21 protein-coding genes and 1 pseudogene are annotated in these 21002 nt (G+C 35.9%); 1 reads left to right on the top strand and 21 read right to left on the bottom strand.

The window, feature by feature from the left end; translation table 11 throughout:
• Window positions 1-29: 29 nt before the first annotated feature.
• The 17 genes and pseudogenes from ileS to A6J68_RS03985 all read right to left on the bottom strand — a co-directional run bounded on the left by ileS (window position 30) and on the right by A6J68_RS03985 (window position 16812).
• Window positions 30-2822 (bottom strand): isoleucine--tRNA ligase, encoded by a 2793-nt coding sequence (ileS, locus tag A6J68_RS04060; protein WP_000768156.1) that lies wholly within the window; start codon window positions 2820-2822, stop codon window positions 30-32.
• A gap of 284 nt (window positions 2823-3106) precedes the next feature.
• Complete coding sequence (locus A6J68_RS04055) at window positions 3107-3877, bottom strand: DivIVA domain-containing protein (RefSeq protein WP_001131467.1); 771 nt, start codon at window positions 3875-3877, stop codon at window positions 3107-3109.
• Between the two features lie 9 nt (window positions 3878-3886).
• A complete protein-coding gene (locus A6J68_RS04050) occupies window positions 3887-4675 on the bottom strand; it encodes an RNA-binding protein (RefSeq protein ID WP_105253161.1) in 789 nt (262 codons plus the stop codon).
• Between the two features lies 1 nt (window position 4676).
• Window positions 4677-4931: a YggT family protein gene (locus A6J68_RS04045; protein WP_000604718.1), complete on the bottom strand. Its 255-nt coding sequence runs from the start codon at window positions 4929-4931 to the stop codon at window positions 4677-4679.
• 2 nt (window positions 4932-4933) lie between these two features.
• Complete coding sequence (locus A6J68_RS04040; RefSeq protein ID WP_001185362.1) at window positions 4934-5539, bottom strand: cell division protein SepF; 606 nt, start codon at window positions 5537-5539, stop codon at window positions 4934-4936.
• 11 nt (window positions 5540-5550) lie between these two features.
• Window positions 5551-6225 carry a YggS family pyridoxal phosphate-dependent enzyme gene (locus A6J68_RS04035; protein WP_000981488.1) on the bottom strand — a complete coding sequence of 225 codons (675 nt, stop codon included), beginning with the start codon at window positions 6223-6225 and terminating at the stop codon, window positions 5551-5553.
• 5 nt (window positions 6226-6230) lie between these two features.
• On the bottom strand, window positions 6231-7511 hold the full coding sequence (gene ftsZ / locus A6J68_RS04030) for a cell division protein FtsZ (protein WP_000232007.1): 1281 nt from the start codon (window positions 7509-7511) through the stop codon (window positions 6231-6233).
• A 21-nt stretch (window positions 7512-7532) separates the two neighbouring features.
• Window positions 7533-7739 (bottom strand): cell division protein FtsA C-terminal domain-containing protein, encoded by a 207-nt coding sequence (locus A6J68_RS11740; RefSeq protein WP_370657100.1) that lies wholly within the window; start codon window positions 7737-7739, stop codon window positions 7533-7535.
• A pseudogene (ftsA, locus tag A6J68_RS04025) lies at window positions 7713-8906 on the bottom strand (cell division protein FtsA); the annotation flags it as partial. The gene A6J68_RS11740 and the pseudogene ftsA, both read right to left, overlap by 27 nt.
• A 272-nt stretch (window positions 8907-9178) precedes the next feature.
• Window positions 9179-10315 (bottom strand): cell division protein FtsQ/DivIB, encoded by a 1137-nt coding sequence (locus tag A6J68_RS04020; RefSeq protein ID WP_001124855.1) that lies wholly within the window; start codon window positions 10313-10315, stop codon window positions 9179-9181.
• Between the two features lie 3 nt (window positions 10316-10318).
• Window positions 10319-11395, bottom strand: coding sequence for a UDP-N-acetylglucosamine--N-acetylmuramyl-(pentapeptide) pyrophosphoryl-undecaprenol N-acetylglucosamine transferase (locus A6J68_RS04015; RefSeq protein WP_000516700.1), 1077 nt, complete (start codon window positions 11393-11395; stop codon window positions 10319-10321).
• 2 nt (window positions 11396-11397) lie between these two features.
• A complete protein-coding gene (gene murD, locus A6J68_RS04010; RefSeq protein ID WP_000849678.1) occupies window positions 11398-12753 on the bottom strand; it encodes a UDP-N-acetylmuramoyl-L-alanine--D-glutamate ligase in 1356 nt (451 codons plus the stop codon).
• 129 nt (window positions 12754-12882) lie between these two features.
• Window positions 12883-13128 carry a DUF3165 family protein gene (locus A6J68_RS04005; protein ID WP_000499533.1) on the bottom strand — a complete coding sequence of 82 codons (246 nt, stop codon included), beginning with the start codon at window positions 13126-13128 and terminating at the stop codon, window positions 12883-12885.
• A gap of 44 nt (window positions 13129-13172) precedes the next feature.
• Window positions 13173-15014 (bottom strand): translational GTPase TypA, encoded by a 1842-nt coding sequence (gene typA, locus A6J68_RS04000; RefSeq protein WP_000183434.1) that lies wholly within the window; start codon window positions 15012-15014, stop codon window positions 13173-13175.
• Between the two features lie 231 nt (window positions 15015-15245).
• Entirely contained in the window at window positions 15246-15626 is a 381-nt protein-coding gene (locus A6J68_RS03995) for a rhodanese-like domain-containing protein (RefSeq protein WP_000367664.1), read from the bottom strand.
• A gap of 11 nt (window positions 15627-15637) precedes the next feature.
• The gene (locus A6J68_RS03990; protein WP_000038547.1) at window positions 15638-16606 is read right to left on the bottom strand and encodes an ROK family glucokinase; all 969 of its coding nucleotides are present in this window, start codon (window positions 16604-16606) and stop codon (window positions 15638-15640) included.
• A complete protein-coding gene (locus A6J68_RS03985; protein WP_000865866.1) occupies window positions 16603-16812 on the bottom strand; it encodes a YqgQ family protein in 210 nt (69 codons plus the stop codon). The genes A6J68_RS03990 and A6J68_RS03985 overlap by 4 nt, the downstream gene beginning before the upstream one ends.
• Before the next feature lie 154 nt (window positions 16813-16966).
• Between A6J68_RS03985 and A6J68_RS03980 the strand changes: the two genes are divergently transcribed.
• On the top strand, window positions 16967-17362 hold the full coding sequence (locus tag A6J68_RS03980) for a prepilin peptidase (RefSeq protein WP_000606045.1): 396 nt from the start codon (window positions 16967-16969) through the stop codon (window positions 17360-17362).
• On the opposite strand, the gene nth is transcribed toward A6J68_RS03980, so the two are convergent.
• The 4 genes from nth to A6J68_RS03960 form a co-directional block, all read right to left on the bottom strand.
• On the bottom strand, window positions 17363-17995 hold the full coding sequence (gene nth, locus A6J68_RS03975) for an endonuclease III (protein ID WP_000949175.1): 633 nt from the start codon (window positions 17993-17995) through the stop codon (window positions 17363-17365). It lies immediately after the preceding gene.
• A 112-nt stretch (window positions 17996-18107) separates the two neighbouring features.
• Window positions 18108-19337: an AMP-binding protein gene (locus A6J68_RS03970; RefSeq protein WP_000894041.1), complete on the bottom strand. Its 1230-nt coding sequence runs from the start codon at window positions 19335-19337 to the stop codon at window positions 18108-18110.
• Window positions 19330-20445: a thiolase family protein gene (locus A6J68_RS03965; protein ID WP_000796102.1), complete on the bottom strand. Its 1116-nt coding sequence runs from the start codon at window positions 20443-20445 to the stop codon at window positions 19330-19332. The genes A6J68_RS03970 and A6J68_RS03965 overlap by 8 nt, the downstream gene beginning before the upstream one ends.
• Window positions 20435-20950 (bottom strand): hypothetical protein, encoded by a 516-nt coding sequence (locus A6J68_RS03960; protein WP_000732603.1) that lies wholly within the window; start codon window positions 20948-20950, stop codon window positions 20435-20437. The genes A6J68_RS03965 and A6J68_RS03960 overlap by 11 nt, the downstream gene beginning before the upstream one ends.
• Window positions 20951-21002: the final 52 nt, after the last annotated feature.

The following is a 21002-nucleotide window of genomic DNA, read 5'->3' as shown; positions in this document are numbered from 1 at the left end:
TAAACAAATATAGCATTAAATAATTTTTATTAAGCTTCAAAACCTTGAGCTACTGCTTCAGGATAATATTGCTCAATAATTGCTGCACTAGCATCACAAACAGCTACACCATACGAACGCATCCTTGTGGTTGGATCAATACGGCGTGAGCGTTCGCAGACTTCACCTTCAGCGTGTTCAACAGTAAATGCAACACCTTCAAATGATACTGAGTCAGCTGGTTTGTCTGCTTCATCAGCAATTGTTAATTGTGAGACAATCATCAAGAGTGCAATATCGCTATTTAACGCTGTTAATAACGTTTTCACTTCTTGACTAGCATAAATTGTTAAATGTGCTTCTAGAGATTTACCAATGACTTTAGCGTTACGTGCTTCTTCGAGAGCTTTTTGAGCTTGTGTTCGTAACGTCATGAATGCTGACCACTCTTCAAGAATTTCTTCTTGACCAGAGAATGTCTGTGCAACAGGCATTTCTGCTAATTGAACAAATTCCTCCTCCTCATGTTCAAGGTATGACCAAATTTCTTCAGCAGTATGTGGTAGAATCGGAGTCAAAAGTTTTGTAAGTTTAACTAAAATATCGTAGAAAACAGTTTGCATACGACGTCGTTCTGGACTGTTAGCCGCTTCAATGTAAACCACATCTTTTGCAAAATCAAGGTAAAATGCTGATAGATCAACTGTTACGAAGTTAACGACAGCTTTATAAATTGCCATAAAATCATAAGCAGCATAAGCTTTGTTGATTGTATCCACAACTTGATTAAATTTAATAGTCATATAACGATCAACGGCACCTAAATTTTCATAGGCTACTGCATCTTGTTTAGGATTAAAATCGGAAGTATTTGCAATCAAGAAACGCAATGTATTTCTGATCTTACGATAAGTTTCTGATGTTTGTTTTAAGATATCCATTGAAATACGAACATCATTACTTGAATCAACAGAAGTTACCCACAGACGCAAGATTTCCGCACCAAATTGTTTTTCAACATCACTCGGAAGAATTGTATTTCCTAGAGATTTAGACATTTTCTCACCTTTACCATCAAGTACAAAACCTTGAGATAAGACTGCTTTGTATGGAGCGTGACCATTAACAGCAACTGATGTAATTAGTGATGAGTTGAACCAACCACGGTATTGATCAGAACCTTCAAGATAAAGATCTGCTGGATAGGAAAGGTTTTCACGAGCATTCATTACTCCATTCCATGATGAACCAGAATCAAACCAAACATCCATGATGTCTGTTTCTTTCTCAAAGAGACCATTAGGTGAACCTGGATGAGTATAACCTGCTGGTAGAAGGTCCTTAGCATCACGTTGCCACCAAACGATTGAGCCGTATTCAGCAAATAAATCTGCAACGTGATCAGTCACTTCTTTTGTCATGATAGCTGTACCATCTTCTGCATAAAAAATTGGAAGTGGAACACCCCAAGCACGTTGACGTGAGATTACCCAGTCGCCACGGTCACGGATCATGTTATAAAGACGTTTTTTACCCCACTCAGGTTGGAAATTTGTCTTTTCAATTTCATCGAGGATTTCTTGACGGAATTTCGAAACAGAGGCAAACCATTGTGGAACCGCACGCCAAATGATTGGCTTTTTCGTACGCCAGTCAAATGGATATGAGTGGTTGATAACTTCGCTGGCTAAAAGAAGATCTCCCAATTTTTCTTTTACAAGTGGTGTCACTTTGTCATAGAATTGACCTTCAAAATCAGGACCAGCATTTTCCATCATCAAACCACGACTATCTACGGTAACTACAACATCAAGTCCATTAGCAATACCAACGTTATAGTCATCTTCACCAAAACCAGGAGCCGTGTGGACAATACCTGTACCAGAATCTGTTGTAACATGGTCTCCAAGGATAACCAACTCTTCTACTTCTGTATCCCATGGATGTTCTGTAACAATGTGATTAAGTTCTTTACCAGTGTGATGAGTCACAATTTCAAAGTTTTCCCAGCCAAACTTAGCAGCGAGACTATCTACAAGAACCTCTGCAAGAAGGTATTTACGCTCACTACCTACTGGTGCAACTACAACATACTCCATATCTGGTCCTACTGTTAAACCGCGTGAAGCTGTTACAGTAAATGGTGTTGTCGTCCAAACGACGATATAGGTATCTGTATCAAGAATTCCCTTACCATCTTTAACTTTATTGGCATAGTAGAGTGATGTCGAATCAATATCATGATATTCGATTTCAGCCTCAGCAAGGGCAGACTCTGATGACCATGACCAATACACTGGTTTAGCACCACGATAGATATATCCTTTATCTGCCATAGCACCGAAAACACGTACTTGATCTGCTTCATAATCTGGTGTCAGTGTAATATAAGGATTTTCCCAATCAGCAGAAACGCCCAGACGTTTAAAATCATCACGTTGTTTGTCAACTTGGCTGAGAGCATAATCACGACACATTTCAAGGTATTCAGCCAAGTCCATTTCTTTACGTTTAACCCCTTTTTTAGCTAATACTTGCTCAATTGGGAGTCCATGAGTATCCCAACCAGGCACATAAGGAGCTCGAAAACCTGACATTGATTTTGAACGTACAATAATGTCTTTAGAAATTTTATTTAGTGCATGTCCTACATGAATATTCCCATTAGCATAGGGAGGTCCGTCATGAAGGTGAAAGGCTGGTTTTCCTTCATTCAATGCTTGACGTTTTTTATAAATATCAGCTTGATCCCATGCTTCTTGCCATTGAGGTTCCTTATTTGGAAGCCCTGCACGCATTGGAAAAGCTGTTTGTCCTAAATTCAAGGTTTCTTTTAATTTCATACTAACTCCTTATCTCATAGTAATAGTTATCACAATTTTTTAAATTGCTAAATAAAAAAGCTTTCATCACATAAAGGACGAAAGCTCGTGGTACCACCTTAATTCAGAGCAGAAAATAGCTATTTCTTACTCCCTCAACAACCCGTAAGGTGGGTTAAGCCTTCTACCTTACTTAAATAATAGTTCAGGTAGAATGATTGAAAATGATAATTTCAATATTAGGGATTGTAGGGCTCTCACCATCTCCTACTCGCTGATAATATAATATTAAAACCTTGTTTTTCTTAATCTTCAATATTTAATTTAAAAGTTTGAGTTTCACCTAAATTGATCGGTTCTTCCATTTGGAAATTATTAGTATCTAATAAACCTGACTCTTCAAGTTGTTTGTTACTTTCTTCAACACGACGCTGTAATTCTTCCATTTCATCTGGTGAGAATTGACGAGTAGCATCAAATGACTCAGTGTCATCCACCACTGGTAAAGCATCATCTTCATCAAGAACTTTTTCAACAACTTCTTTGAAAGAAGCATCAGAATTTTGAAGATAAATAGCTGTTGGTTTCAACAATTCTTCCCAAGCAGATGAGTTAGCTAATTTTAACTGACCTTCTAATTCAGAAAGTAAGCGTTGGTGGAAAACACGTGATTGACGTTTCAAATCTTCTGTTTCTATAGCGACACGCTTAGCATCATCTGTCGCATCACGAAGGATTTGATTTGCTTTTAATTTAGCCTCATCAATTAAATGTTGAGCATCAAATGTAGCTTTCCCCATTAGGTTAGATGCTTCATCCTGTGCTGAAATTTTCACACGTTCAGCAGTTTCTTGAGCTAAAATAACTGATTGACTTAACGATTCCTTCATTTCGTTGAAGTAAGCGATTTTCTCTTCTAAATCTTTAATGTATTGCTCTTGCTCACGATTACGTCTAATCAAGTCTTCGTAATCGTCAACAACAATCTCTAAAAATTCATTAACTTCTTCTTCGCTATAACCGCGAAATTTTGATGAAAATGTTTTATCTTTAATTTCAAGTGCTGTAAGTGGCATGTTTTCTCCTTAGTTATGTATCATTTTGTCTACTTCTAACTTATATTTTTGATTTTTAGTTAACCCTAGGTTATGGTTCAACGTAAATCGACCATATCCTCTAACACTAATCAAATCCCCCTCTACTAATTGTTCAGAAACTCGATTGACGATTGCATAATTGACCTTGACTTTATCTGCCTCAATCAATTTCGTCGACTGTGTTCGTGAAATCTTTAAAATCGTTGCTAAAATTTTATCAAGACGTAAACTGGAAGCAATAACAGTTAGTTTTTGAATATCTTGTTTGGGAGTTAGAAGTTTGGACAAGGAAACTTCAGCTAATTGTACACTAGCAGTTCCAATTTTTGTAACTGAATGAACAAGGTGATTTGTCATTTGACTATCGACCAAAACCTGAGCACAGCCTTCTTCAACTAGGATATCCCCTAAAATTGATCGTTTTACACCTAAATAATTCAGTAAAGTTCCCATAATTTTAGCATGGGTAAGGTGATTAAATTTAGCATTATACTTTATTTCAATTAGGCTAAGGTTAAAATCAACCATATCTAACTGATAGTATTCCGGTGCTATTATTACTTTAACATATTCTGTTTGAAAATACTGACCAGAAGTGTAATAATGACTACCTCGCCTCTCTAGAACACTTTCGAGTATTTTAAATTCCCTAGGATTTAGAAATTCAGTGGTAATAAACGAATAGGTGTTTTCGACATATTGAGCTAAATGGTCTATTTTATTGATAAACGCATACTCTTCTGGTCGAAAATGCTGATAAATATCATCTAACGTCATCTTATGTAAAAAGCAAGATTAAAAATCTACTCAACATATTTAGTAAAAAGAATGCTACTATTACTGTAAAATCTAGACCTAAAAATTGTAGATTAAATCTTCTGAGTGGGCGAATAATCGGATCAACAATCTGTACCACTAGTCTACCAATCCATGAATCGTATGCTCCCGGAAGCCAAGATAACAAGGCATAGGCTAGTAAGATATAAGAATAGACCCTAATTGTTTTTAATAATATTAATAGTACTAATATCATATTTATCGTCTCTTCATATCAAAATCAAAACTCGTCTCTTGACCAGTCTTTGGAATATTCATCTCCTCAATATCGACCATAACATTGGCTGGTGTTAATAGAAACATTGAACTCCCAACCTTTTGTAATGAACCATATAATACTCTACTTGCACCATCAATATAATCCAAGCAACGTCGTGCTTGCGCATCAAGCATATATTGAAAATCAATCAAGACACATTCATTAACGATAAGTAAATCAACAATTTCTTGTGCATCCTCATACTTACGGGGATACTTCAGAGCAATTGTTACTTGTTCTCTCTGTTGTCGAACTGAGTCTTTATTTTGAATCCTAGGAGTAGCTTGCTGATAAGCATTGTCTCTCTGTACCCTTTGTCTCTCCTGACGATTAGGATTATAGGTAGAAGTTCTCGGACGACTACCAATCATCTCTTCCTCTGCGGAGTTAGTCATATGACTACGCTGAGAAGCTTCCTGTGCTGTAGCTGCTCTGGAATCTCTTTGCACTGAAGTTCTCTCTTGTACTTCGTGTACTTCATTTTCACTTACATCGTCAGTGTCAAAATAAGAAATAATTTTGTCAAATCTATCTTTTAATGCCATATTCCCCTCCATTATTTAAAGAATGAAGTTCCTATCCTTACAAATGTTGATCCATTTTGAATAGCAATATCATAATCTCTACTCATGCCCATGCTTAATTCTGTAAACGGCATTCGTTCTATGTTCCTAGCTTGAAGCCTTTTCCTAAGACTCTCAGTCTCTTCAAAAATTGATGATATTTCCTCTTTAGTTGCTTTTAAGGGAGCCATAGTCATGATGCCGATAAGTTCAATTTTATCGTACCGAGAAATTAAGTTCAGTGCATCATCTATTTGCTCAATAGTAAAACCATGCTTACTGTCTTCTCGTGATATATTAACTTGTAGAAAACATTTAACTGGTTTTTGAGCACGTTTTTGAATCTCAGCTGCTAACTTAACAGAATCTAAAGCATGAAAATAATCAACATAATTAATGACATCTTTAACTTTTCGACGTTGTAAACTACCAATGAGATGCCATGTAAGCTTTTCATCTTTTAATGCTTGATATTTTTCAAGAAATTTATCAACACGATTTTCACCGATATGATTAACACCTGTTCTAATAAGCGCTTCTGTTGTTTGACAGTTAACATATTTTGTTACAGCTACGATATGAACTGATTCAGGAGCGCGACCTGCTTTTAGTGCTAATTTACTAACATTGTCAAAAATCGCTGTTTTATTTTCTTGTAAATTCATCATTTTAATTAACGGTTTTTAAAGAATGGAGGTGTTTCAAGTTCATCATCCATATCATCATTTTCTGAAAACGTTGACATAGACAACTTGCTATCAAGTTCACCTTCTGTCGGACGTGAAATATTATCACGACGAAGGTCCCAATTACCAAAAGCAGAACTTTGTTGCTGATTTTGTGCATGAGGCTGATTTTGTTGAGTTGGCATTTCGCGAGACTCTGTCATATCAAAGTTGCCACGACGATCAAAGTTTGAATTTGAAGTACTTTGACGTTCTGAAGGTGCTTGATTAGTTGGAGCTGATGTTGTAAAACCAGATACTTGATTAGTTTTATCTTTACGCACACCTGTTGCAACAACTGTTACGCGGATTTCGTCTTTCATATCCATGTCAATTGAAGTGCCTAACCAAATATTGACACCTTTACCTGCTGCTTGGCTAACAATCTCTGATGCTTCCTCTGCTTCAGTAAGTGTCATATCCATACCGCCGGTAACATTGACAATAACGTCTTCTGCTCCATCAATCGTTGTTTCAAGAAGTGGTGAATAAATTGCTTTTCGAGCAGCTTCAGTAATACGTTCCTCACCAGAACCGATACCAATTCCCATCAGTGCATTACCTTTATTTGCCATAACTGTTTTAACATCTGCAAAGTCAAGGTTAATTAAACCTGGGTTAGTAATCAAATCTGTAATACCTTGAACACCTTGACGTAAAACATTATCTGCTTCACTAAGAGCTTCAAGCAATGGTGTCTTCTTATCTACAATTTCAAGAAGATTATTATTTGAAATGATAAGCAGTGTATCAACTTGTTCTCTTAATTCTTGAATACCTTCGATAGCGAAGTTAGAACGTTTATTACCCTCAAAGCCAAAAGGACGTGTGATAACCGCTACTGTAAGTGCTCCTAAACTCTTTGCAATACGTGCAATAACTGGAGCCGCACCTGTACCAGATCCGCCCCCCATACCTGCTGTGATAAATACCATATCAGCGCCAGTAAGTGCTTCTGTTAAAACTTCTTCACTTTCTTCAGCTGCTTTACGACCAACTTCAGGTTGTCCTCCTGCACCAAGTCCGCGAGTTAATTTTGGACCAAGTTGAATGACAGTTTCAGCTTTTGAGCTACTTAAGGCTTGAATATCAGTATTTGCTGCAATAAACTCAACGCCAGCGACACCTTCGTCAATCATGCGGTTAATAGCGTTACCGCCACCGCCTCCAACACCAATAACTTTAATAACTGCACCTTGTACTGATGCTGTATCAAATGAAAATACCATTTTTATTCCTCACTTATTGTTTTAGTCAAACATACTTCCAAAAATTCCTCTGATGCGCTCACCAATATTAGTTTTAGGCTCAGTAGGCTCTTGAGCGTTTTCTCTTGCTCGGATTGGTTCTAAATTAGAATCTTCCATAGAAGAGGTTAACGGCTCAGAATAAGGCATTGTCGACATTGTATTTGTTTTTTCTTTATAATCAAAGTCGACTGGTTTATGTCTTAGCATTTCGTCGCCAGTTACAGCATGTTGTGCGATAATGTCAACTTCTGACATCATTCCTACATAATCAACGATACTAATAACATTAGCGAACATTGGATTGCGAATACCTACTTGGTTTGGAACGTGCAATTTAACTCTAGTTCCAAAAATTTGTTGAGCAACCTCGACAACTCCTGGCATAATTGCACCACCTCCAACAAGAATAATACCACCAGGTAAATCAAGTAAACGACCTCTACCCAAGTCTTGTTTGACATGTTCTAAAATTTGACGAATACGTCCTGAAATAATTTGCGAAAGATAGCTTTCTGTAATTTCAACAGGTTCCTCGTTACCAACAACATTAACTTGAACTGTATCAGAAGTACTTGCTTCTTCAACATTAGCTTGTCCAAAGTTGAATTTCAATGCTTCGGCAATTTCTACTGTTGTACGTAACACTTTAGAAATATCTTTGGTGACATAATCGCTACCTTCAGAATAAATATTAGTATATTGCAATTCTTGATTACGCATAGAAGCGACTGTTGTTTGTCCGCCTCCCATATCAATCACAGTTGCACCAAACTCACGTTCACCTTCGTTTAGAACTGATTTTGCTAAGGCTAGAGGGGCAATCACAACATGCTCTACTTTTATACCTGCTCGTTCAACAGTTTTACGAAGATTATGAAGGATAGTTGTTGGTCCAGTATAGATAAGACCACGCATCTCAAGGCGAATCCCCATCATCCCTCTAGGGTCTCTAATCCCTTGGAAACCATCTACAATGAATTCAAGCGGAATCAATGAAATAACTTCTCTTTCAGGAGTAATGCTTTTAGTCAATGCTGATTTAACAACACTTTCGACATCTTCATCCTTAATTTCTTTTGATTCATTGGGAACAGGAATCATTCCTTGAGTTGGTTCAATTTGGAGAAGATTTGCTGGTAATCCAACATTGATTTTGTCAATGGTGATGCCTGCTTTCTCCTCAGCTTGTTTTACCGCCTCTTTGATTGCAGTTGCTGCTGCCTCAATATCAATAATTATACCATCTTTTACACCGGAACTAGGGACGTTGCTAACCCCAATTACATTCATTTCATTTGCAATAAATTCTGCAACTAAAACTTTAATCGAGCTTGTTCCTATATCCAAACCAGTAAAAAAGCCATTTCTAGCCATTCACTCGACCTCGCTATCTTTCCATTCTTTTCTATTCTACATCTGCCAAAAACAGAATTATTCAGAAAATATTATACCATAAAAAAAGCAGAATTGTTACCAAATTACGTTTTTTTATTAAGCAACATCAAATTGAAATATTTCTAACTTATTTAAACCATTCGCAACTTATAACAAACTTAAATTTTTTTCAAGAAATCAATTTTTACTAGCAATCTATGACTGACTTGATATGTATAAAAAAGACTGATAAATCCAGTCTTTTTTTATCGCTAATTAACATTTTGAGGGTTGGGTGCCTGCTCTGTTGCTATCTGTTGTCCTTGTTGATTAGTATTTGAGTTATTTGTTTGTCCTTGACTATTTTCCGCAACCTGACCATTTTGTGTTTGTGTTTTATCAGTTGATTTATTTTTTGTATCTTCCGCTTTCACAGGGGTTGATTCAATAGTACTTGTTGTTGTGTAAACTCCCACTTCCATATCAACAATAGAAGGTTCCTTAAGGTTCTTCTTAATTTGTTTGTAAAAAGGAAGTCTTTCTTTAAATTTAGATAATGGTATTCTAATACTATTTCCATCATGCATATCTAACAGCAGGAGGTCAGGTGTCGTTTTAGAATCAGCTAAACTTATCACCTGAATCTCACTTATTAAATCAGGGTCTAAAGCCTTTAAATCTTTAATTAATAGCTTAATACTATCTTCCTTATCAAGGTTAATTGTTAAGAAGTGCTTTGGTAGCTCTGAACTATTTACAGGATCAGCCTTTTTTCCAGTTTCCAAGACAGGCTGATATCCTTGCTTTGTATGTGCATATGCAATAATCTTATTTTCTTGAACTTGAATATGAAACTTATTGGGAAATTGATAAGTCATCTGAGCTGTTTTTACCCATACATCTTCTGCAGCTAAACGTTGTTCAATAGCTTTATGTTTAAAAATTAAAGAAAAGAAATAATCGTTTTTTTGAATATTCGTTTTTTCTATCAAAATATCATCAGGTGTATGCTGATTTCCACTAACTGTTATTGTTTTTTGCTTACTAAAAGGAGTTAGTAGGAAAACGGAAACTAAAATGACTAGGAATGCTACTACAAATATAGGTGCAGTTCTAATGCGATTAGTTTTGGCTAAGCTGTTGACTATTTTTTCTTTTTTCTGTTTCTTTTCAATCTTAGGTTTTGAAATCTTTGGAAAATGAAGCTTCTTAATTTTAGTAGTATTTTGAGGTTCTTCAGGAGAAGAAATATTTAATTTACTTCTTTTATCTAAGCGTAATTTTTCGTTAATACGTTTTTGTTCTTCTTCATCTTCTTTGCGTTTTTTTAAAAATTCAAGGTTACGCTTTTGCCATTCCGTTAAGACAACTTCTTCTTTTTCTGGGGTATCTGATTTCTTCTTAGGCATGTTTTATCCTTTTGTTACTTTTGCCATATCATCAATTAATAATTGATAAAATTCATCTTGAGATTTTATTTCAGATGATTGTGACATGTTTTTTTCGTAACTCTCACTGTTAGAAATTAATAAATTTATCTGTTTCTCAAGTGTATTTATGTTTAATTCAGATTCTGGTAACTGCAATGCGTAGCCCTTTTCTTCAAAATAAGCAGCATTCTCTAATTGGTCACCTCGGCTCGCTTCACGTCCAAGAGGGATAATAAGATGAAGTTTTTTCATAGCTACTAATTCAAAAATAGTATTAGAGCCACCTCGTGTAACAACCACATCTGCTAAATTCATTAAAGGCTGATAAAGGTCTGTAACATAATCCACGCGATAAAGGTTCTTCTTCAATCGATTGAGAGAAGAATCGCCTGAAATATTGATAACATTATATTTTTCTTCCAGCTCAGGTGTTTGAGTAATAAAATCATTGAATACTTTTGCACCTGCTGATCCTCCAATAAATAGTAAGGTCTTTAGGTTTGGATCGAAGGCTTCTTTTATACTAGTTAAGTCAGTATTTTCAAACGACTTTTTACAATCCATGACTTTTGTTACAGCACCAATATGCTTAGTTTTGATTAAATCTTTAGATTGTTCAAAAGTCGTATACATAATAGTCGCAAATTTATAAGCAATCTTATTTGCTAACCCCATTGATAAATCTGATTCATGAACAAAAACAGGAACTTTTAATAGGCGTGCAGCTACTACAGGAGGTACTGAAACAAATCCCCCTTTTGAAAATAAGGCTTGGGGTCTAAGTTTAGCAATAATAGCAATCGATTGAAGAACGCCAACCCCTACTTTAAAGACATCTAACATATTTTGCCATGAAAAATAGCGACGTAGTTTCCCAGTAGCTATAGAGTGAAATGTGATATCAAGTCCAGACTGATTAATTTGTTCATGTTCTATGCCATTTTTATCACCAATATAATGTACTTCCCAACCATCTTTGATAAATTTGGGGATTAATATTAGGTTTAGTGTTACATGACCTACCGTACCACCACCTGTAAAAACAATTTTTTTCCCCATAGTTACTCTCCTCTAAGACTTTCGAAAGTATCAATGAATTCATCACCACGGACTTCGAAATTCTTATACATGTCCCATGATGCATTTGCAGGACTTAGCAAGATAACATCGCCCTGTTGTGCCACCTCATAAGCTTTATGTACCGCATCTCTAACATCTAAAGCATCGCTATAAGTTACTCCTGCTTTTTGTGCAGCACGTTTTACTCGAGATGCCGATTCCCCTAAAACAACCATATGTTTAAGTCCAGTGATATCTGGTATCAATTCATCAAACTCATTACCGCGATCAAGACCTCCTGCAATTAGGATAACTTTAGTATTATCAAAGCCAGATAATGCTTTTTGAGTTGCCAATATATTAGTTGACTTGCTGTCGTTATAGAAACTAATACCATGAACCTTACCGAGTGATTGCAAGCGGTGTTTAACACCTCCAAAATTGCTTAAAGTTTCTCTAATAACTTGATTACTGATACCAGCTAGTTTAGCAACCGCAATAGTTGCTAGAGCATTCTCTACGTTATGGCTTCCTGGGACACCAATGTCATCTACTGACATAATATTCTCCCCTTTATAGAAAAGTTGCTTGTCTTGTACGTAAGCACCATCAACTTTTTCCGTAGTAGAGAAAGGAACGATTGTTGCTTTAGTAGTTTTAGCTAACTCTTTAGAAATACCTTGATTAAAATTAAGTACCAAAAAATCAGATGAAGACATTTGATTTTGGATATTCCATTTTGCAGCAACATAATCTTCAAAAGACCCATGATAATCTAAATGAGTTGGCATTAAATTAGTAATTACTGCAATATGAGGACGAAATTCCTTAACTCCCATTAGCTGAAAACTTGATAATTCCATAACTAGAATATCTTTATCATCCGCAGCCTGAACAACTTCACTAGCAGGAAAGCCGATATTCCCAGCTAACAAACCTCTCTGACCTCCAGCATTTAAGACTTCTGCAATCATCGTTGTCGTTGTCGTTTTCCCGTTAGAGCCTGTAATACCTATTAGCTGAGATTCTGAAACTAAGTATGCTAATTCCACTTCAGTCAAAACAGGGATTTGTTTTTCTAATGCTTTTTTGACCATAGGATTGTTATAAGGTATTCCTGGATTTTTAATCATGTAACAAAAATCCTCATCTAACAATTCTAAAGGATGACTACCACAAACCACTTTAATACCCTCTTCCAACAAAGACTGTGCTGTTGGATTTTCATCAAATGGTTTGCCATCATTAACTGTCACTATTGCTCCTAACTTAGCTAACAAACGTGCAGCGGCTTCTCCAGATCGTGCTAAACCAAGGACTAAAACTTTTTTATTTTCAAATGTTGTTATTGTTTTCATTACTCGTCCCATTCTATCATTATTATCCCTATTATTTTACCTTTAATCAGTGGCTTTTTCAAGGTAAAGGATATGTCTCTAATTTCTCAAAACAAAAGAACTTAGGAGACAAAATCCTAAGTTCATAAGCTATTTCTTCTTTTCTGACAAATTCAATGTTTCTTTAAATGCTGTATATCCTAGAGGAATCATTATAAGCCCAATATACAATTCACCTGGCAATTGAAGGATTTTAATAAAACTCATAACTGCCAAGACAAGTAATAAGGCTACCAAACCTACTAAACCAATAGCGTTCAAAGTATTACGTACTGTTTTTGGTGCCATAAAAAAGTAATATAAGGCAATCAAAAGGGCAACAATTAAGTAAAACATAGAACTCCTTTCTTATTAATCATAAATAAGAAATACTTTGGATATTATTCAGCTGATTTTTTCTTTTTATTAGCTTTGTCACGTGCTGCTTTATTTAAAATTTGTTTACGAAGACGAATAGACTCAGGAGTTACTTCCATGTACTCATCATCTGCTAAAAATTCAAGTGACTCTTCTAAAGTAAGGATACGAGGCGTCTTGATGACTGCAGTTTGATCTTTAGTTGCTGAACGGACATTTGTCATTTGTTTAGCAGTTGTAATATTGACTCCGAGATCATTATCACGAGAATTCTCACCAACAATCATTCCTTCATAAACTTCTGTACCTGGATTTACAAAGATAGTCCCACGTTCTTCAATACGCATAATTGAATATGTAGTTGCTTTACCATTTTCAATAGAAACCAAGACACCACGATGACGACCACCAATTTCTCCTTGAACAACCGGTAGATACTGGTCAAAAGTATGATTCATGATACCATATCCACGTGTCATTGAAAGAAACTCTGTTGAATAACCAATCAAACCACGTGCAGGAATCAAGAAAATCAAACGCGTTTGACCATTACCAACCATCTGCATATCAAGCATATCACCTTTACGCTCTGACAAACTTTGGATAATAGCACCCTGATATTCTTCTGGAGTATCAATTTGAACACGCTCAAACGGCTCGCATTGAACACCATCAATTTCTTTGATGATAACTTCTGGACGTGATACTTGAAGTTCATATCCCTCACGACGCATTGTTTCAATGAGGATAGATAAATGTAATTCTCCACGCCCTGAAACCGTCCATTTATCTGGCGAATCTGTTGGGTCAACACGCAAAGAAACGTCTGTTTGTAATTCTGCTAAAAGACGTTCTTCAACCTTACGTGACGTAATCCATTTACCTTCGCGACCTGCAAATGGTGAATTATTCACCAAGAAAGTCATTTGAAGTGTTGGCTCGTCAATACGTAAAACTGGTAGTGGTTCAATAGCATCTGTCGGAGTTACTGTCTCACCAACGAAGATATCTTCCATACCAGAAACAGCGATTAAATCACCCGCTTTAGCCTCTTGGATTTCTTTACGTTCAAGTCCAAAGAAACCAAAAAGTTTTGTTACGCGGAAGTTTTTAGTTGTACCATCAAGTTTTGAAAGAGTAACTTGATCTCCAACTTTGACAGTCCCGCGGAAAACACGTCCAATACCAATACGTCCTACAAAATCATTGTAATCAAGAAGAGAAACTTGGAATTGAAGTGGTTCTTCCGAGTTGTCAACTGGGGCTGGAATGTGATCAATGATAGTATCAAAAATCGGTGCCATTGTTTTTTCTTGATCTGAAGGATCATCTGACATTGAAGATGTTCCATTGATGGCTGAAGCATAAACAACAGGGAAATCTAGTTGGTCATCATCAGCACCGAGCTCAATGAAGAGTTCAAGAACTTCATCAACAACCTCTGATGGACGAGCTGATGGCTTATCAATTTTATTTACAACAACGATTGGAATTAAGTTTTGTTCAAGAGCTTTCTTCAAAACAAAACGTGTTTGTGGCATTGTTCCTTCGTAAGCATCAACGACTAAAACAACACCATCAACCATTTTCATAATACGCTCAACTTCACCACCAAAGTCCGCGTGACCAGGTGTGTCCATAATATTGATACGAACATCGTTGTATGCTACGGCTGTATTTTTTGCAAGAATGGTGATACCACGTTCTTTCTCGATATCATTTGAATCCATTGCACGTTCTTCAAGCTCTTTACGCTCATCAAGAGTATGTGATTGTTTTAATAATTCATCAACGAGAGTTGTTTTACCGTGGTCAACGTGGGCAATGATCGCAACGTTACGGATATCTGTTCTTAAATTTGTCATGTTTTCCTCTATTTTATAATGTAATTCTGTTAACTTATGAATTATAACACAATTTTTCTTAAAAAACAGAATTTACACAAGTGTAAATGTTTTCATATTAACTGCCTATTTGTGATAGGAAAACTTTTCATCATTTCATTATTTATGTCATTTATTTTCTACTTTTTTCAATTTAATTCATTTCTACAAAAAGAGAAGAGAGTTATTAATAGTAACTCTCTCCTTAGTATATTACTTAACTCTACCCGTCCAGTAATTGAAACCGTCCTTTAACACGTAAAGTTGATTAAAACCTTCTTTTCTGAGTAACAAAACAATCCTTGGAATAGACTGACCACGGCTTGCGTCATATAAGAGGACAGGTTTATCTTTGCGTAAAGCCGATAAGGCAACTTTAAATTGACTTGCTGGAATGTTACGTGCTCCGAGAATATGCTTTCTATGAAAAGCACCAGCTTCTCGGATATCAATTAACTGTCCTCGTGACATTTCTTTTTGAAAAGACTCGTTATCTAAAAATTTAGCTGCCCTACGAACCCTCCAATAATTCCAAGATGCCCAAGCAACAAAAGCCAGAAGAATAACGATAATTAAAATAACAGACATATCCATATCTTATCTCCTTAACTTGCTTGTTGATTGGCTAAGCTTGCTGCACCAATAATACCAGCATCATTACCTAGTTCAGCAATCTTAATTTTAGTTGACTTTTTAACTTGTGGGAAAGCAAATGTGACAAAGTATTTCTCAACGCGACTACGTAAAAATTCACCTGCTGCTGAGACACCGCCACCAATAACCACAGAATCAGGGTTTAAAATATTTGAAATATTAGCTGCTGCCAGTCCAAGGTAACGTGATACACGTTCAACAACAGAATTAGCAAATTTATCCCCATCTTCTGCTGCTATAAAAATATCTTTACTTGTAACAGTATCACCGTTGTCAATCGCTGCTTTAATGGCAGACGAACCTTCATATTGTTCTGCGAGTTGACGTGCTACTCTAACAACACCTGTCGCTGATGCAACTGTCTCAAGACAGCCTTTGTTACCACATGTGCACGTAAATCCATTTTCTGGATCAACAATCATATGCCCAATTTCTCCACCTGCTCCTGCAACACCATGGATGAGGTTACCATCTGCGATAACACCTCCACCTACTCCTGTTCCGAGGGTTACGAAAACAACATCGGGATTATTGGCACCAGCACCTACCCAGCGTTCACCAAGTGCTGCAACATTAGCATCGTTATCAATAAAAAATGGAATTCCAACTTCTTTTTCAATAACCGAACCTACTTCTTGAGTATCAGCCCAATTTAGATTAAAAGCACCTGTTACTGTTTTACTAGTTCTATCAACAGCTCCTGGAGAACCCATACCGATACCGAGAAAGTCATCTTTTGTTAATCCATAGAGGCTCAAACGATGTTTGAGAGATTCAACGATATCAGAAACGATATGTCTTCCGTTTTCTAAAGTATTGGTCTCAATTGCCCATTTTTCTTGTACTTCTCCCTCAAGCGTCAAGATACCAAATTTAATGGTCGTTCCTCCGAGGTCAATTCCCAATAATTTCTTACTCATTTTTTATTTTCCTTCTCCAATTCTAGTCTGTGCTCTCTTCTTAAAATCAGTTCTGCTTTTAAATAGTCATCTCTACTTATCAGACCATTATCGTAGAGACGTTGCAATTCAATCTTCATAACTTCGATATCATAAAGACGTTTACCAATATAAACATAAATACCAAATTTTTTCAAAAGATTCTGCACATCGAATAAAACTTTCATATATGAATTTTAACAGAAAACCATTCAATTTTCAAGAAAATCCGCAACCGCTTGCTAATTGTTATTATGACGTTAGGCTGACTATCTATAATAGAAATCATAATCTCTTTTCTACCATTTTTCGAATATAAATATAAACTATAAAAAGGATTTTATGATTATGTCTACCATCTATTTTATTTCTTTATGCATGAGTTTTATCTTAAGTTATTATGATATAAAATACCAAGAGTATCCTATTTTTCTATGGATATTATTCACCATTTCAACGATAATTCTCACACCGATTACAAAAGTTTCTATTGTTTTATGTTTATTTGGGATTTTAGCTGAAGTGGTTGATATTAATATCGGAAGTGGAGATTTCCTTTATTTAGCCACAATTGGCTTATCTTTACCTCTTCATCAAATGCTTTTTATTATTCAAATAGGTGCTTGGTTAGGAATTATTTATTGTTTAGTTATGAGAAAAATGAAAAAAACGATAGCTTTTCTACCGTTTTTAAGTATCGCTTATATAATCGTCACCAGTTACTCTCTTTTATTCTAATCACTTTAAATTATCAGGAAAGTGATAAAGTTGTGGGTACTGGTCGCATTTTGGATTTTTAGGATGACAAATTGCACGACCAAAATAAATCATGGATTGATGAGCAGCTAGCCACTCTTCTGGCGGTAAAACCTCCATGACTCGTTTCTCAATTTCTAGTGGAGAAGCCGACTGTTTGCAAATCTGGTGGTGTTTACAAATCCGAGTGACATGAGTATCTACGGCAAAAGCCGGAATACCAAATCCAACACTCATGACCACATTAGCCGTTTTCCTTCCAACGCCAGACAAACTTTCTAGCTCTTGACGAGTTTGGGGGACTTTCCCATCAAAATGCTCTATCAATTGTTTAGCGCATTGATTTAAGAATCGAGCTTTATTACGGTAAAGCCCAATTTTAGAAATATAGGGTTCAATCTCTTTGGGATCAGCTTGTGCCAAAACTAAAGGATTTGGAAAGCGTTCAAAAAGGGCGGGAGTGACTTTATTAACAGCTGCATCAGTTGTTTGAGCTGATAGCATTACAGCTACCAAAAGCTCAAAGACATTAGTAAAGTCTAAGCTAGGTTTAGCATCTGGAAATAACTTAATAATCTCACGGATAATATATCGTGATTTTGCTTTTGATAACATTTTATTCCTTATCTTTCTTTTTTATCATTATATCACGATATCTTTCAAAATAAAGAATATCAGAACTGAGGTTTGCAATCCATTAACCCTATTTTATTTTTTTAGTAAAAACTCATGCTAATTGTCTTTTGAGTTGTTGATAATCAATTTTTCCAGATGGCATCAAAGGAATTTTAGATACAATATGATAATGCTTAAACCCATACTTCTTTTCAAAATGTTCCGATAACCACTTCAAACACTCTTGTTGCATCTGATTTTCAATTAAAACAATACAGCAATGTGACTCTTGTCCATGACTTTGACTCTCTTTTGTAAATGCTACTGCATCCTTGATATAAGGGCATGTTTTTATTTTTTCAATTAATCTAGGTAAATAGAGCTTAATGCCCGATTGATTGCACCAATCGTCACCACGACCAAATAGATATAATTTGCCATCTATCAGTTCACCATAATCACCAGCACAATATTCACTTGAAAGGCCACAGATACTATACGGTGTTTTTACAAAAATTCTTCCCTCTTTAATCCTAACAGCTACATTTGGAACGATTTCTCCAACATACTGTGGCTTATCTCGGATATCACGACCATCGTACCATGACACATAATTGAGTTCACTAGCACCATAGAAGATTTTCACTGACACTTTAGGATGCTTTATATATAAACCTTCCAGTAATGAGTCAGAGACATATTGCGAAGAGGTAATAATAGTTTTATTGTCTAACGCAGTCTCCTTGCTATATTGTTCCACTAACTTGAGATAACTAGGGAGCAGATATAGATGCGTTACACCAGTTTTTTCCCATAAAGTCTGCCAGTATTTTACAGAATTTTTCTGTGTGACAACAAGCGTTCCCCCCAGTAATAAAAGGGATAGCGCTAAATTTAAGTTACCAGTAAATGAAAAATCACCTTGAATAAACAGTCTGCTATTGGAAGTGACCGAAAAATAAGCATTCTGAATGCTAAAAAAATCAGACCACGAAGCGAAGCTCCTCCACAATAGTTTAGCATCAGCTGTAGTCCCAGAAGAAAGAACACCAAAATCAGCTAGTTGAGGAGCATACTGCACTTCTTTTTCTAATCGACTTATTTCATTATGAGTAAGGTTAGGTTTACAAATAATAGGAAGAGCTTTTTGACATAACTTTGAAACAAATCTTACTAATTGGTTAAGCAGAGAGTGTGTGCTAATCACATGTTTCCTATTGTCTTGTGACGCCATATCTTGTCTGACTAAGTTATAAAATTCTCCATAACTGACCTGTAAATCACCATCAAATAACTTTTTATCGCTATTGGTTTTAACTATTGTTTTCAATGATTCAAGCATTCTTAACTCCTAAGTACTCTATTGATATGGCCATTCCGACTCCTCCTGCCCCTGCAATGGCAGTTAGACCCATAGGTTTATTTTTATATTTTAATGCCTGCATAAGATGAAGGATATTAATAATTCCTGAGCAGGCATAAGGGTGTCCGTAAGCTAATGCCCCTCCAAAAATATTGAATTTTTCTCTCTCTTCAGGATAATAATGATTAAATAAAGCATCAATCGCTGCAAATGGTTCATTCCATTCAATTGCATCATAATCCGATATTTTAGTATGAGTTTCTGTTAATAGTTTTTCCGTAGCCGTGTGAACCAATTCTGGACTAAGCTTGGGATCTCCTGCTACTTCTACAATGTGAACAATCCGGAATTCTGTTTTCTGACTCTGAAGCGTTAGAAATGCAGCAGCATCGTGCATTAAACAAACATTTCCAATAGTGAGCAAAGGTGAATTTTCCATCAATCTTGGTAATTTTTGAAAAAATGCTTCTTTTAGTTTTCTAACGCCTTGATCTCGCATCCCTTCCATTGGTAAGATTACCTCTTCTAAATAGCCACCTTGTTTAGCTGTTAAGGCGCGTTTATGGCTCAAGAATGCCAATTTATCTAACATTTCTCTTCTAAAACCATATTTTTGACAGACTCTTTGTGCCCCTTCTAACATTACAGTTTCAGCATAAGAGTCAGGAGAAAACTGAGCAACGGTATATTCTCCGTTACGATTATCTTCTTTAGCGTAACGTCTCATAGGTTGAAGAGAACTACTTTCAATCCCCCCAACAAGAACTTTTTCATTAATACCGGCACTGATTTTTAGATAACCAAAAAACAAGGCAGAACTTGATGAAGCACACTGCATATCAATCGTTTGTACTGGAATATAGGATTCATAATCAGAAAAAAGAGTCATCAAACGACCAATATTGCCCCCAGTACCAACTGTGTTCCCACAAATAATACTATCAATATTAGATTCTGATTCTATTTTTTTTATTTGATTTAAGAGGTGTGCTCCTAAAAGTTCTGGACGGTAATGTTTAAATTGCTTCCCTTTTATACCGATAGGTGTTCGTAGCCCAAAACCAATATAAACATCTCTATTCTTCATATGTCCCCCTCACACATAATATTTGATGCTGAAAAATAATCACTGTGTTATCCACTACTTGCACTGAGAATTCTTGATTCACCCTTACTGGAGATAAAAAAGTCAAATGAATCTCCTTTATTTTTCCATTTCTAACTTCCATTATTTTTTCCAATAATAGAGCCGCAGGCACAATAGCTGCTTCCCCTTGGTGAAAAGGATTTTTATCTCGCACTAAGCTAGTGAATTTTTGACATTCTTCTATTGAAATAAGACTAGCCTTCTCTTCCCTTGCAGGACAGTCACTGGATGCTAGTGACATTGGCTTAAGTTTTGGTAAATTAAGCATCCTCAAATGGTAAATCCATTGCTGATCAGTTACCGTTACCTCAAGGATTCGCTTAGAAATCCATTTAATATTATCAGATGAGCCATCCTCTCTTTGATACAAACTAAGTTCAACAATTACAAAATTAAGCGGCAAATCTCGGCACATAGCTATCGCTTTTTTAAATAGTTTTTTCATCTTATCTCCCGTCAAAATATAAGACCAGTATATCATAATTTTTTATATTGTT

The sequence above is a fragment of the Streptococcus sp. 'group B' genome (assembly GCF_002073795.1).
GTDB lineage: Bacteria > Bacillota > Bacilli > Lactobacillales > Streptococcaceae > Streptococcus > Streptococcus agalactiae.
This window is presented reverse-complemented; position numbering and strand designations above follow the sequence as displayed.

Coding starts and splice junctions, on each gene's coding strand:
- ileS (WP_000768156.1), bottom strand. CDS start 2,822: ATGAAATTAAAAGAAACCTTGAATTTAGGACAAACAGCTTTTCCAATG.
- A6J68_RS04055 (WP_001131467.1), bottom strand. CDS start 3,877: ATGCCACTTACAGCACTTGAAATTAAAGATAAAACATTTTCATCAAAA.
- A6J68_RS04050 (WP_105253161.1), bottom strand. CDS start 4,675: ATGACGTTAGATGATATTTATCAGCATTTTCGACCAGAAGAGTATGCG.
- A6J68_RS04045 (WP_000604718.1), bottom strand. CDS start 4,931: ATGATATTAGTACTATTAATATTATTAAAAACAATTAGGGTCTATTCT.
- A6J68_RS04040 (WP_001185362.1), bottom strand. CDS start 5,539: ATGGCATTAAAAGATAGATTTGACAAAATTATTTCTTATTTTGACACT.
- A6J68_RS04035 (WP_000981488.1), bottom strand. CDS start 6,225: ATGATGAATTTACAAGAAAATAAAACAGCGATTTTTGACAATGTTAGT.
- ftsZ (WP_000232007.1), bottom strand. CDS start 7,511: ATGGTATTTTCATTTGATACAGCATCAGTACAAGGTGCAGTTATTAAA.
- A6J68_RS11740 (WP_370657100.1), bottom strand. CDS start 7,739: ATGCTAAGACATAAACCAGTCGACTTTGATTATAAAGAAAAAACAAAT.
- A6J68_RS04020 (WP_001124855.1), bottom strand. CDS start 10,315: ATGCCTAAGAAGAAATCAGATACCCCAGAAAAAGAAGAAGTTGTCTTA.
- A6J68_RS04015 (WP_000516700.1), bottom strand. CDS start 11,395: ATGGGGAAAAAAATTGTTTTTACAGGTGGTGGTACGGTAGGTCATGTA.
- murD (WP_000849678.1), bottom strand. CDS start 12,753: ATGAAAACAATAACAACATTTGAAAATAAAAAAGTTTTAGTCCTTGGT.
- A6J68_RS04005 (WP_000499533.1), bottom strand. CDS start 13,128: ATGTTTTACTTAATTGTTGCCCTTTTGATTGCCTTATATTACTTTTTT.
- typA (WP_000183434.1), bottom strand. CDS start 15,014: ATGACAAATTTAAGAACAGATATCCGTAACGTTGCGATCATTGCCCAC.
- A6J68_RS03995 (WP_000367664.1), bottom strand. CDS start 15,626: ATGGATATGTCTGTTATTTTAATTATCGTTATTCTTCTGGCTTTTGTT.
- A6J68_RS03990 (WP_000038547.1), bottom strand. CDS start 16,606: ATGAGTAAGAAATTATTGGGAATTGACCTCGGAGGAACGACCATTAAA.
- A6J68_RS03985 (WP_000865866.1), bottom strand. CDS start 16,812: ATGAAAGTTTTATTCGATGTGCAGAATCTTTTGAAAAAATTTGGTATT.
- A6J68_RS03980 (WP_000606045.1), top strand. CDS start 16,967: ATGATTATGTCTACCATCTATTTTATTTCTTTATGCATGAGTTTTATC.
- nth (WP_000949175.1), bottom strand. CDS start 17,995: ATGTTATCAAAAGCAAAATCACGATATATTATCCGTGAGATTATTAAG.
- A6J68_RS03970 (WP_000894041.1), bottom strand. CDS start 19,337: ATGCTTGAATCATTGAAAACAATAGTTAAAACCAATAGCGATAAAAAG.
- A6J68_RS03965 (WP_000796102.1), bottom strand. CDS start 20,445: ATGAAGAATAGAGATGTTTATATTGGTTTTGGGCTACGAACACCTATC.
- A6J68_RS03960 (WP_000732603.1), bottom strand. CDS start 20,950: ATGAAAAAACTATTTAAAAAAGCGATAGCTATGTGCCGAGATTTGCCG.